We start from the raw sequence: 12,634 nt of genomic DNA, 5'->3' as shown, positions 1-12,634 counted from the left end.
CAACCGATTTGTTTGGCGTGCGGCCATCGATCCTTGCAATCACGGCACTGGCAGGGATGGCCTTGGTACCCGCCGTTGCACGGCCGGGTTGGAGCCAGGAGGCCGAGGCCCCAGCCCAGGATCCGCCTGCGCAGGAGGCTGTTGTCCCTCAATCCACGGGTATCCCCCTGGCTCCGGAGGTGGTTGGCGAGCGCCCCCTTGCGGATCCCTCCGTGCTGGCACCGGCGGCGACGGAACTCAGCCCCGCCCTGCAACCCCTGGCCGCTCCCCCCGCGCTGGCCTTGCCGATCACGCCCAATCAGGTGCGGATTCAGGAACTGAGACCCCTGGGGCTCAGTGATGTGGAAACCCTGGCTGAGGTCAACAACCCCAACCTCAAGGCGGTCGCCTCCCAGATGGATCAGGCGAAGTCCAACCTCAGGGCCCAGATCTCGGCCTGGTACCCCAACATCAACCTCAGCACCAGCAACAGCTTTCCAGGCCTCAGCAACAACTACCGCTTCCAGAGCAGCAGCGATGGCAGCTTCTCCAACCCCGGAGCCACCACCGGATTGCGCTTCGGCGCCCAGATGAACATCGGCATCAACTGGGATCTGATCAATCCCCAGCGGGTGCCCCAGATCGCCAGGGCCCGTGACCAATTCGAGCAGGCCCAGAACCAGTACCTGATTGCCCTGCGTGATCTCAGGCTGCAGGTGGCCCAGTCCTACTTCGATCTGCAACTCTCCGATGAGAACGTGCGCATTGGCCAGGAATCGGTCCGAGCGTCTTTGGTCAGCCTGCGCGATGCCAGGGCCCGCTTCCAGGCGGGTGTCTCCACCAAGCTGGAGGTGCTCCAGGCCGAAACCCAGCTCGCCCGCGACCAGCAGCTGTTGACAACGGCACTGGCCGATCAGTCCGTGGCCCGTCGCACCCTGGCCTCCTTCCTTGATCTCCCCCAGGACGTCACCCCAACGGCCAAGGAGCCTGCCCGGGTGCTGGCTTCCTGGTTGCCCTCGCTGCAGGAAAGCATCGTGGCTGCCTACGCCTTCCGCGAAGAACTCGACCAGATCATTCTCGATATCTCAATCTCCAACAGCAGCGCCAATGTTTCAATCGGGGCTGTTCAGCCGTTCTTGAGCATCGTTAATAATTTTGGCTGGAATCGATTCAACGGACAGACCAACGTGCCGGCAGGACAATCCATCGACACGAGCATCTTCACCTATAACTTTGACAACGCCATCGGCCTCAATCTGAGCTGGTCGCTTTTTGATGGCGGGCGCGCCGCCGCTGAGTATCGCCAGCAGAAGCAGGCGGCTGAGGAAAGCCGCTTCCGTTTCGCCAGTCGGCGGGATTCGATCCGCCAGGAGGTGGAAACCAGCTTTTATGAGCTGCTCAAAAACAACCGTGACATTGCCACCACATCCCGAGAAGTGATTTCCTCCCGCGAGGCGCTGAGGCTGGCCCGCCTGCGTTTCCAGGCCGGTGTCACCACCCAGCGGGAGGTGGTGGACAGCCAGCGCGATCTCACCAACGCCGAAGTTCGTTACGCCCGCTCGGTCACCGACTACAACAGGCGGCTGGCTGAATTGCGGCGCCGCACCGGCCTCGACCAGCTCGCCCTCTGCAAGCCACCGGTCCTGCCGTCGGTCAAGCCCCAGGCTGACCCCACCACCCAGATCCCGATCGAACCTCTGCCCTTGCAATCGGCTTGCCAGGCGGATTCGATCCTGTGATTCGTTCACCGCTTTGGCCCTTGATAAGGTCACTGCGGCGTTCGCCTCCGCCCCGATGAATCCCGCGGAAGCTTCCGGCCCCGGGCTCTCGATCCCCAGCACCTTGAGGCTCGGACTGTTTCAGGCTTGCCTTGGTTTTCTGGCCGTGGTGTTTGCCGGTTTGCTGAATCGCGTCATGCTCAGCGAGCTGGGCTTTCCCGGCCTGCTGGTGGGTGGAGCTCTGGCCTTCGAGCAGTTCGTGGCCCCCTCCAGGGTCCTGTTCGGACAAATCTCCGATCGCCATTCGTTTGCGGGCCGCCACCGCACCCCCTACATCTGGTTGGGAGCGGCCTGTTTCTGCGGACTGGCCATGCTGGTGGTGCCGCTCACTTTCCGCCTCGCCGGGGCTTTCTACGCCCAGGATTCCCAGGCGGTCGTGATCGGCATTGTGCTGCTCTGCGGCCTGTTCGCCTGCTACGGCCTGGCGGTGTCGATGGCCAGCACGGCCTACCTGGCCCTGGTGATTGATCGCACCACCGAGCAGCAACGCTCCAGGGCCGTCGGCATCATCTGGTGCATGCTCACTGTCGGGATTGTCACTGGGGCCATTTCGATTGCCCTCAGCCTGCGCAGCCTCGATGGGGTCAGCGATCCGGCCGTGCTTGAAGCGGTGCTGTCCCCCTTCCTGGTTCGCTCGGCCCTGTTGGTGTTCGCGATCACCCTTCTGGCCACCTGGGGCGTGGAGCCCTCCAGCGCTGCCAGCGGCTTGAGCCGCAGCGCCGAACGGGAAGACGCCGTCACCATGGGCCGGGCCTGGGGCCTGATCACCTCCAGCCGTCAGGTGGCTGTCTTCTTTCTGTTTGTCACCCTGTTCACCCTGGCGCTGTTCCTTCAAGATCCGGTGCTGGAAAGCTATGGAGCGGAGGTGTTCGGCATGCCGATTGCCGCCACGGCCGGTCTCAATGCGCTCTGGGGTTCCGGCACCCTCGTTGGCCTGCTGCTGGCTGGCTGGTGGATCGTTCCGCGCCTGGGACCGCTGGCCACGGCCCGGTTGGGCTGCCAGCTGATCGCCGGCTCGATGCTGCTGCTGTTGCTGGCCGGGCTCACCGCCCAGGTGACGGTTCTCAAGACGGTGATACTGGTCTTCGGCCTGGCCTCCGGGATCGGAACCAACAGCACGCTTTGTCTGATGCTCGATCTCACCTTGCCGGAGGCCGCGGGAACCTTCATTGGCGTCTGGGGATTGGCCCAGGCCTTCTCGCGGGCCATGGCCAAATTGCTGGGGGGCGGCTTGCTGGATCTGGGCCGGTCGCTCAGTCCGTCCCAGGGGGCCTTTCTGCCCTTCGCCCTGGTGCTCAGCCTTGAGGCCCTGATGGCCATCGGGGCGTTGCTGGTGCTCTCCAGGCTGAACCTGCGTCGCTTCAAGCAGGACACCGGCCGCAGCCTTTCGCAAGTTCTCTCGCTCGAGCTCGGATGACCGCGTCCTCCGCTGCTTCCCTGGGCCCGGAGGCGTTGCCCATCCATTCCCTCATCGATCAGGTGGCTGACCGTCAACGCCTTGACTTCGGGCATGCCACACCGGAAGCCAAAGCCGATGGCAGCTTGATCACGGCCTGTGACCGCTGGAGTGACGACACCCTCGTGTGCGGCCTGGGCCAGCTTTATCCCGGTGAAGGGGTGCTCAGTGAGGAAGGCGACAAGCGCCTTCCCAGCTCGGCGGCTTATTGGGTTGTCGATCCCCTCGATGGCACCACCAACTTTGCGGCGGGAATCCCTTACTGGGCGATTTCCCTGGCGCGCTTTGAGGGGGGCGTTCCGGTGCTGGCGATCCTGGATGTGCCGCCCCTCCGGCAACGGATCGTGGCGATGCGGGGCCAGGGGGCTTGGCGCAACGGCAAACGGCTGTTGCCGCCCTCCACAGATGGCCGCTCGATCGGTTGCGCCTCGCTCTGCAGCCGTTCCATCGGCGTCCTGCAGAAGCTGCCGGATCGCCGCTTTCCCGGCAAGATTCGCCTGCTGGGTGTGGCCAGCCTCAATCTGGTCAGCGTGGCCATGGGGCAGACGGTGGCAGCTCTGGAGGCCACCCCGAAGATCTGGGATCTGGCGGCCGCCTGGCTGGTGCTCTCCGAGTTGGGCTGCCCTTTGCGTTGGTTGCAGAACAGTCCGGAAGCCCTTGAGCCTGGCGCCAACCTCGCGGACAGTGATTTTCCTGTGCTGGCGGCCAAGGATCCAGCCACCCTGGATGTGTTCATGCCCTGGGGCGAGGCGCTGCTGAGCCGCTGACCTGGTTGGTTGGGTGCGGTTCAGGCCGTTTAGGTTGTCTCCTGTGCTACATTTTCGGACTGCGCAGGAGCCGCGAGGCGAGTGCTGCAGAACCGAACAGAGAAGAAGGCGCAAGCCAACGATGCTGTAGGTTTCAAAAGCGGTTGAGAGACCGCCGAGTCGTGAGCCTGAGAGGGCGGAGCGACGCACCTGGACAAAAGAAAAGTTTAGGAACCGACGCTTTTGCTGCGTTGAGGTCTTGGCTTGTGAGCGTGAGTGAGCGAAGCGAAAGCGACGTGAATTTACGGTTAGCAGGCTGGGGTTTTAACGAACGAGCAGCAAAGGTGTGAGGTCCCGTCAAAAAGAAACAAGCAGCTTGTTTGTTGGGATGTTGCCAGTAGCGCTTTCACGGGTGTTGCAGGCGATGAAAAGTTCCAATAGAGAAGACTGCGACCGGATCTGAGTGATTTGGAAAGTCATTGATGCGCTGGTTGTTGCTGCAAGGTGATGACGAAGTGGTTGATGCACTCTCGAACCCTTCTTGCGAGAAGGAGGCCCTGGGTAAAGCGATTATCGTAAGGTAAGGCGATTTGTTCAGTGGCGGCACTGGTTGCGATTGGTGAGATTAGTTTAAGACGAAAGTTTTAGGTTAGTTGAGCTGGTTTACAGGACGAGTGACTACAACGGAGAGTTTGATCCTGGCTCAGGATGAACGCTGGCGGCGTGCTTAACACATGCAAGTCGAACGGGCCTTCGGGCTAGTGGCGGACGGGTGAGTAACGCGTGAGAATCTGCCCTCAGGAGGGGGATAACAGCTGGAAACGGCTGCTAATACCCCATATGCCGAGAGGTGAAACGAATTTCGCCTGAGGATGAGCTCGCGTCTGATTAGCTTGTTGGTGAGGTAATGGCTCACCAAGGCATCGATCAGTAGCTGGTCTGAGAGGATGATCAGCCACACTGGGACTGAGACACGGCCCAGACTCCTACGGGAGGCAGCAGTGGGGAATTTTCCGCAATGGGCGCAAGCCTGACGGAGCAACGCCGCGTGAGGGACGAAGGCCTCTGGGCTGTAAACCTCTTTTCTCAAGGAAGAAGACATGACGGTACTTGAGGAATAAGCCACGGCTAATTCCGTGCCAGCAGCCGCGGTAATACGGGAGTGGCAAGCGTTATCCGGAATTATTGGGCGTAAAGCGTCCGCAGGCGGCCCAGAAAGTCTGTTGTTAAAAAGTGGAGCTCAACTCCATCCAGGCAATGGAAACTACTGGGCTAGAGTGTGGTAGGGGCAGAGGGAATTCCCGGTGTAGCGGTGAAATGCGTAGATATCGGGAAGAACACCAGTGGCGAAGGCGCTCTGCTGGGCCATAACTGACGCTCATGGACGAAAGCTAGGGGAGCGAAAGGGATTAGATACCCCTGTAGTCCTAGCCGTAAACGATGAACACTAGGTGTCGGGAGAATTATCCCTCTCGGTGTCGTAGCCAACGCGTTAAGTGTTCCGCCTGGGGAGTACGCACGCAAGTGTGAAACTCAAAGGAATTGACGGGGGCCCGCACAAGCGGTGGAGTATGTGGTTTAATTCGATGCAACGCGAAGAACCTTACCAGGGCTTGACATCCTGCGAACCCCTGAGAGATCGGGGGGTGCCTTCGGGAACGCAGTGACAGGTGGTGCATGGCTGTCGTCAGCTCGTGTCGTGAGATGTTGGGTTAAGTCCCGCAACGAGCGCAACCCACGTCTTTAGTTGCCAGCATTTAGTTGGGCACTCTAGAGAGACCGCCGGTGATAAACCGGAGGAAGGTGTGGATGACGTCAAGTCATCATGCCCCTTACGTCCTGGGCTACACACGTACTACAATGCTACGGACAAAGGGCAGCGAACTCGCGAGAGCTAGCAAATCCCATAAACCGTGGCTCAGTTCAGATCGTAGGCTGCAACTCGCCTACGTGAAGGAGGAATCGCTAGTAATCGCAGGTCAGCATACTGCGGTGAATACGTTCCCGGGCCTTGTACACACCGCCCGTCACACCATGGAAGTTGGCCATGCCCGAAGTCGTTACTCCAACCCGTAAGGGAGGAGGACGCCGAAGGTGGGGCTGATGACTGGGGTGAAGTCGTAACAAGGTAGCCGTACCGGAAGGTGCGGCTGGATCACCTCCTAACAGGGAGACAAAACTGACTTTGATGTCTGACCCAATTTGTGGTGAGGCCAAAGTCCTGTCATCTCGATGGATAATCGGTACCTCGATGACTTAGGTGGCATGAGCTGTGATGGTAGCCAGCAATGGTAATCATGATGTTTTCGTGTTGCTCTAAGTTTATTCTGTTCCTAAACTTTGTCTAGGTCACACCCCACAAGGGTTCCCCTGGGCCATTAGCTCAGGTGGTTAGAGCGCACCCCTGATAAGGGTGAGGTCCCTGGTTCAAGTCCAGGATGGCCCATTCGTGTTTGGGGGTTTAGCTCAGTTGGTAGAGCGCCTGCTTTGCAAGCAGGATGTCAGCGGTTCGAGTCCGCTAACCTCCACTGACCAAACCTTCCTTTAGCGAAAGCAACAGGAGAAACTTTGATGGTGAGACTAGATTTTTTTGCTGTGAATGGATTTCAGCTTCCTTTCATTTGATTAGATTAGAGTCATTCTATTGGATTTATTTTTTTGAATAGATTCTACTAGAGTTATTTTAACATTTTAATCCATTGAAAAGACGCTGGACTCTTGCTCTGTTGGCTGTAAGGCTGATGGAGTGGTGGTCAGCAGAACCTTGACAACTGCATAGGTAAGTCTGAATATTAAGCATCTCATAGATGCTCAATTCCAGATCCAGTGATAGCTCCATTGGCTTGATCGCTTGCTTTGGTGAGCGGCGAGCGGATGGCGTTGTTGCTGAGGAGGAATTGAGAGATTCTAAAGTAAGAGCCGAGACTCTGCATGGTTCCTGGTTGTTGCCGAAACAACTGGGTTTGATCTTGTTTTTACCTCTGAAGTCTTTAATCTTTTAATCCTTGTGGTTGAAAGGTTGCAGAGCTGATGATGGTAAAACCAGGAGAATCTGCGTACAACCGCAGCAATGCTGTGTGGAGAAACATTGGTCAAGCTACAAAGGGCTCACGGTGGATACCTTGGCACACAGAGGCGATGAAGGACGTAGTTACCTGCGATAAGTCTCGGGGAGCTGGAAACACGCTTTGATCCGGGAATTTCCGAATGGGGCAACCCCTAGAACGGCCAGCTGAATCCATAGGCTGGCTCGAGCCAACCCAGCGAACTGAAACATCTTAGTAGCTGGAGGAAAGGAAAGTAAAAACGACTCCCTGAGTAGCGGCGAGCGAACGGGGACGAGCCTAAACCGATGGTTTCGACCATCGGGGTTGTGGGACAGCAATGTGGACCAGGGACGTTAGAGGAAGCGTTTGAATGGCGCGCCAGAGAGGGTGAAAGCCCCGTACTCGAAAACGAAACTGGCCTAGCTGTATCCCGAGTAGCACGGAGCACGTGAAATTCCGTGTGAATCCGCGAGGACCACCTCGTAAGGCTAAGTACTCCTGTGTGACCGATAGCGCAACAGTACCGCGAGGGAAAGGTGAAAAGAACCCCGGGAGGGGAGTGAAATAGAACATGAAACCGTGAGCTTACAAGCAATGGGAGTCCTACTCATAGGATGACCGTGTGCCTGTTGAAGAATGAGCCGGCGACTTATAGGCACTGGCAGGTTAAACCGGAAATGGTGGAGCCATAGCGAAAGCGAGTCTGAATAGGGCGATCGTCAGTGTTTATAGACCCGAACCCGGGTGATCTAACCATGGCCAGGATGAAGCTTGGGTGATACCAAGTGGAGGTCCGAACCGACTGGTGTTGAAAAACCAGCGGATGAGCTGTGGTTAGGGGTGAAATGCCAATCGAACCCGGAGCTAGCTGGTTCTCCCCGAAATACGTTGAGGCGTAGCGTTTAGTGCTATAGCAGGGGGGTAAAGCCACCGTTTCGGTGCGGGCTGCGAGAGCGGTACCAAATCGATACGAACTCTGAATACCCTGTGTGAAACTAGGCAGTCAGACTGTGGGGGATAAGCTCCATGGTCGAAAGGGAAACAGCCCAGACCGCCAGCTAAGGTCCCTAAATCAATGCTGAGTGATAAAGGAGGTGGGATTGCCCAGACAACCAGGAGGTTTGCCCAGAAGCAGCCATCCTCAAAGGAGTGCGTAATAGCTCACTGGTCGAGCGATCCTGCGCCGAAAATGAACGGGGCTAAGCATTGTACCGAAGCTGCGGATTTAATTGTTCTTAGGAACATTCAAATGGTAGGGGAGCGTTCCATGTGGGGTGAAGCGTTAGCGTAAGCGGGCGTGGACTGCATGGAAGTGAGAATGTCGGCTTGAGTAGCGAAAACATGGGTGAGAATCCCATGCCCCGAAACCCTAAGGGTTCCTCCGGCAGGCTCGTCCGCGGAGGGTTAGTCAGGACCTAAGGCGAGGCCGAAAGGCGTAGTCGATGGACAACAGGTCAACATTCCTGTACCTGTCATGTTTTGGGAAGGGGGACGGAGAAGGCTAGCCCAGCCAGATGTTGGTTACTGGTTCAAGCGTTCGAGGCGTTGAGGAGCGGAGAAAACGCTCTGAGCTGAGGCGTGAGTACGAGCTGCTACGGCAGCGAAGTGGGTGATGTCAAGCTTCCAAGAAAAGCCCTATACCCGTTAAGGCATGATGGCCTGTACCCGAAACCGACACAGGTGGGGTGGTAGAGAATACCGAGGGGCGCGAGATAACTCTCTCTAAGGAACTCGGCAAAATGGCCCCGTAACTTCGGGAGAAGGGGTGCCACCGCAAGGTGGTCGCAGTGAAGAGGCCCAGGCGACTGTTTACCAAAAACACAGGTCTCCGCTAAGTCGCAAGACGATGTATGGGGGCTGACGCCTGCCCAGTGCCGGAAGGTTAAGGAAGCTGGTCAGCGAAAGCGAAGCTAGCGACTGAAGCCCCGGTGAACGGCGGCCGTAACTATAACGGTCCTAAGGTAGCGAAATTCCTTGTCGGGTAAGTTCCGACCCGCACGAAAGGCGTAACGATCTGGGCGCTGTCTCGGAGAGAGGCTCGGCGAAATAGAATTGTCTGTGAAGATGCGGACTACGTGCACCCGGACAGAAAGACCCTATGAAGCTTTACTGTAGCTTGGTATTGTGCCCGGGCTCTGAATGCGCAGGATAGGTGGGAGGCTTTGATCCATGGCTTGCGGGTCATGGTGAGCCAACGGTGAGATACCACTCTTTCAGAGCTAGGGTTCTAACAGCCACCCGTTATCCGGGGGCTGGACAGTATCAGGTGGGCAGTTTGACTGGGGCGGTCGCCTCCTAAAAGGTAACGGAGGCGCGCAAAGGTTTGCTCAGGCTGGTTGGAAATCAGCCGACGAGTGTAAAAGCAGAAGCAAGCTTGACTGTGAGACCAACAAGTCGAACAGGGACGAAAGTCGGCTTTAGTGATCCGACGGTTCTGAGTGGAAGGGCCGTCGCTCAACGGATAAAAGTTACTCTAGGGATAACAGGCTGATCTCCCCCAAGAGTTCACATCGACGGGGAGGTTTGGCACCTCGATGTCGGCTCATCGCAACCTGGGGCTGAAGTCGGTCCCAAGGGTTGGGCTGTTCGCCCATTAAAGCGGTACGCGAGCTGGGTTCAGAACGTCGTGAGACAGTTCGGTCCATATCCGGTGCATGCGTAAGAACATTGAGAGGAGTTCTCCCTAGTACGAGAGGACCGGGAGGAACGCACCTCTGGTGTACCAGTTATCGTGCCAACGGTAAACGCTGGGTAGCCATGTGCGGAGAGGATAACCGCTGAAAGCATCTAAGTGGGAAGCCCACCTCAAGATGAGTGTTCTCATGGCTTAAGCCAGTAAGGTCACGGGAAGAACACCCGTTGATAGGCTCTACGTGGAAGCGCAGCAATGCGTGAAGCGGAGGAGTACTAATAGACCGAGGGCTTGACCAACACTTCGCTCTTGCTGCAGATAGCATGAGCTGTTTGATATTCAGAAGGATTCTGCCAACGGCCTGAAAGGGTGTGTTGATGGGATTCTACTTACCTAGGCAGTTCTCAGGGTTCACCTTGGGGGCAAGAGATTATTTCCTGGTGTTCATGGCACTGTGGACCCACTCCGATCCATCTCGAACTCGGTTGTGAAACGCAGTAGCGGCGACGATAGTTGGAGGGAAGCTTCCTGCAAAAATAGCTCGATGCCAGGATAAAACTCTTGTCCATCCATTTTTGGTTGAGCGCGGCTAGATCTAGCGGCTAGACCAAGACGAAAAGGCCACCGCAAGGTGGCTTTTTTTGTGGTTTGAAATCAGTCTTTTCAACTCAAGTCACTTCAACTCAGCCTGTGAGTTGAATGTCGTCCAGGCTGTTGATCAGGTTGTGGCTGCCGGGGTGCTGTTCTGGATTGCCAGCTCTGCGGCTGAAGCGTGTGGCCAGGCCGCTGGCCTGGGCGGCATCGAGCTCGGCAAGGGAGTCGCTCACGAACAGGATTTTGGCGGCAGATACGGCGAGAGAGTTGGCGATTTGTAGATAGCTGGCTGGATCCTGTTTGGGGCCGCTGCGGGTGTCAAACCAGGCGCTGAACAGTGGGCACAGATCACCGGCGTTGCTGTGCGCGTAGAGCAGTTGCTGGGCCGCTACGGATCCTGATGAATACACCGCCAGTTGCAGGCCATCGGCATGCCAGCGCTTCAGTGTTGGTGGCACATCGTTAAACAGGGGAGTGCACAGTTCGCCATCGGCATAGCCCTCGTTCCAGATCAATCCCTGCAGATCTTTGAGGGCGGTGAGCTTGCGGTCGGCATCGATCAGCTGCTGAAGAAAACGGCAGAGTTGATCAAGGCTGGGAGGCTCATTCTGTGGTTTTTTGGCTTCGTGATGGGCGCTGTGCCAGGCCGCGTTGAGATCGCTGAGCAACGGTTGCAGATCGGCATCCTGCCCGTGTGCTTGCAGGAAGGGCTGAAGGCGAGCTCGGGCGTAGGGGAAGAGCGTGGCGGCCACGAAGCTCACCGGGCAGGTGGTGCCTTCGATGTCGAGCAGGACATGGCTGATGGTGGTCATGGCGGCGTTGGTGGCTGCGTTCGTGGCTGTGTTCATGGCTTGGTAAGGGGTGGCAGCAGCAACTCACGCCAGCTCTGCTCGAGCAGGAATTCGAGAATTTCCAGATGGCGGCGGGCGCAGAAGAGATCCTGTCCCCAGGCATAGAGCCCGTGGCCGGCGATCAGCAGGCCGTGGGGGGCTTCGCCCAGGTGTGGTGAGGCCGCCAGGCTGAGGCGACGCAGATCCTGATCGTTGGCCAGCACGGGAATAGCAATCGAGCTGTTGTGGCTGAACTGGCCCGCCAGGCCCTTGAGCATTTCCAGGCCCTCTATTTGCAGAGAACCGATCCGCAGCGACCCGTTGCGCAGGGCCCGACGGGAGAGCAGGGTGGCGGCCTGGGAGTGGGTGTGCAGTACGGCTCCGGCCCCCGTGCGCCTGACGATTTCCAGGTGCAGCAGGGTTTCGGCGCTGGCTGCCCCATGGCCGGCGATCACCTGGCCCTCGCCATTCACCAGGATCAGGTCTTCGGGCTCAATGGAGCCCTTGTCGACACCGCTGGGGGCCATCAGCAGCTCCAGCGGCTCGGTCCGGCTGACGCAGCTGAAATTTCCGCCGGTGCCGTCGCACCAGCCCCTGGCATGAATCGCCGCGATGACTGCGCTCAAGGCCCTGGCCTGGTCGTCAGGAGCGGTTGTGGGCACGGACCCATTCACGGCACGATCACCATTCTCCTGCACCGGTTCAATGCTGGCAGTTGGGGCACCAGTGGCTGCTGCGTCCTGCCAGGCGCAGGCGCTGGATCGGTTGGCCGCAGCGGCGGCAGGGTTGGCCGCTGCGGCGATAGACCCAGGCGACGCCGCCGTAGTTGCCATTGGTGCCGCTGAGATCGCGGAAGTCGCTGAAGGTGGTGCCACCTGAGCCGATGCTGATCTCGAGCACCTCGATCAGTGATTGGCATAGCCGCTCGAGCTCTGCGGGGCTGAGGCTGCCGCTGCGGCGCTGGGGGGCCACGCCTGCGTTGAAGAGGGATTCATCGGCGTAGATGTTGCCGACGCCAGCCACCAGCGCCTGGTCGAGCAGGGCGGCCTTGATTGGGCGGACGGAGCCTTTGAGTTTCTGCTGCAGGTAGGGGCCGTTGAAGCCTGAGCTGAAGGGTTCGGGGCCCAGCTTCTGCAGGCCCGTCATCACGCTGGAGCAAGCCTGGCCGGAGGGGATGAACCACATCTGGCCGAAGCTGCGCACGTCGATGAAGCGCAATTCCTGCCCCTGGCGGTTCCAGCAGCGCACCCGGGTGTGGCGGCAGGGGTCGCGGGGTTGATCCAGCCAGAGAAATTGGCCGGTCATGCGCAAATGCACGCCCCAGTGGCCTGCCGCCTGGCCGCCGCGGCTCAGCTCGGCCATCAGGTATTTGCCGCGGCGGCTCCAGGTGCCCACCAGGCAACCGATCAGCCCGGCACGGAACTGATCGACATCTGCGGGCGCGGCGATGGCGCGTGCCCGCAGCACCTCGACCCTGTCGATCTCGAAGGCGTTGTTGAGCTGGCGCTCCAGCCCGCGGCGCACGGTTTCCACCTCAGGGAGTTCGGGCATGCGCTCAGGATTGATTCACGC

At 58.7% G+C, this 12,634-nt stretch carries 6 protein-coding genes, 2 tRNA genes and 3 rRNA genes; 8 read left to right on the top strand and 3 right to left on the bottom strand.

The features are described from left to right. Positions 1 to 56: 56 nt before the first annotated feature. The 8 genes from ACXMDM_RS00865 (at position 57) to rrf (ending at position 10,191) form a co-directional block, all read left to right on the top strand. The gene (locus ACXMDM_RS00865; RefSeq protein WP_071800192.1) at positions 57 to 1,718 is read left to right on the top strand and encodes a TolC family protein; all 1,662 of its coding nucleotides are present in this window, start codon (positions 57 to 59) and stop codon (positions 1,716 to 1,718) included. Positions 1,719 to 1,773: 55 nt separating this feature from the next. Continuing rightward, positions 1,774 to 3,174: a BCD family MFS transporter gene (locus ACXMDM_RS00860; protein WP_071801960.1), complete on the top strand. Its 1,401-nt coding sequence runs from the start codon at positions 1,774 to 1,776 to the stop codon at positions 3,172 to 3,174. Then, positions 3,171 to 3,980, top strand: coding sequence for an inositol monophosphatase family protein (locus tag ACXMDM_RS00855; protein WP_071800190.1), 810 nt, complete (start codon positions 3,171 to 3,173; stop codon positions 3,978 to 3,980). The genes ACXMDM_RS00860 and ACXMDM_RS00855 overlap by 4 nt, the downstream gene beginning before the upstream one ends. A 659-nt stretch (positions 3,981 to 4,639) precedes the next feature. Continuing rightward, positions 4,640 to 6,125, top strand: a 16S ribosomal RNA gene (locus ACXMDM_RS00850). 206 nt (positions 6,126 to 6,331) lie between these two features. Then, a tRNA-Ile gene (locus ACXMDM_RS00845) sits at positions 6,332 to 6,405 on the top strand. Between the two features lie 9 nt (positions 6,406 to 6,414). Continuing rightward, positions 6,415 to 6,487: transfer RNA gene (locus tag ACXMDM_RS00840), tRNA-Ala, on the top strand. A gap of 562 nt (positions 6,488 to 7,049) precedes the next feature. Next, positions 7,050 to 9,937, top strand: a 23S ribosomal RNA gene (locus tag ACXMDM_RS00835). A gap of 137 nt (positions 9,938 to 10,074) precedes the next feature. After that, positions 10,075 to 10,191 (top strand): 5S ribosomal RNA (gene rrf, locus ACXMDM_RS00830). Together the 16S, 23S and 5S rRNA genes with 2 tRNA genes alongside form the textbook arrangement of a ribosomal RNA operon. 130 nt (positions 10,192 to 10,321) lie before the next feature. Here the strand turns inward: rrf and mtnC are convergent. From mtnC to ACXMDM_RS00815, 3 genes are read right to left on the bottom strand one after another with little or no spacing between them, the layout of a single operon-like run. Further along, positions 10,322 to 11,080, bottom strand: coding sequence for an acireductone synthase (gene mtnC / locus ACXMDM_RS00825; RefSeq protein ID WP_083544379.1), 759 nt, complete (start codon positions 11,078 to 11,080; stop codon positions 10,322 to 10,324). Beyond that, the gene (gene mtnB, locus ACXMDM_RS00820) at positions 11,077 to 11,724 is read right to left on the bottom strand and encodes a methylthioribulose 1-phosphate dehydratase (RefSeq protein ID WP_071801958.1); all 648 of its coding nucleotides are present in this window, start codon (positions 11,722 to 11,724) and stop codon (positions 11,077 to 11,079) included. The genes mtnC and mtnB overlap by 4 nt, the downstream gene beginning before the upstream one ends. A gap of 40 nt (positions 11,725 to 11,764) precedes the next feature. Then, positions 11,765 to 12,613: a DNA-formamidopyrimidine glycosylase gene (locus ACXMDM_RS00815; RefSeq protein ID WP_071800188.1), complete on the bottom strand. Its 849-nt coding sequence runs from the start codon at positions 12,611 to 12,613 to the stop codon at positions 11,765 to 11,767. Positions 12,614 to 12,634 lie beyond the last annotated feature (21 nt).

The sequence above is a fragment of the Synechococcus sp. CS-603 genome (genome assembly GCF_977929215.1).
The sequence above is the reverse complement of the archived record's forward strand: the minus strand, read 5'-3'. Positions and strand labels throughout refer to the sequence as shown.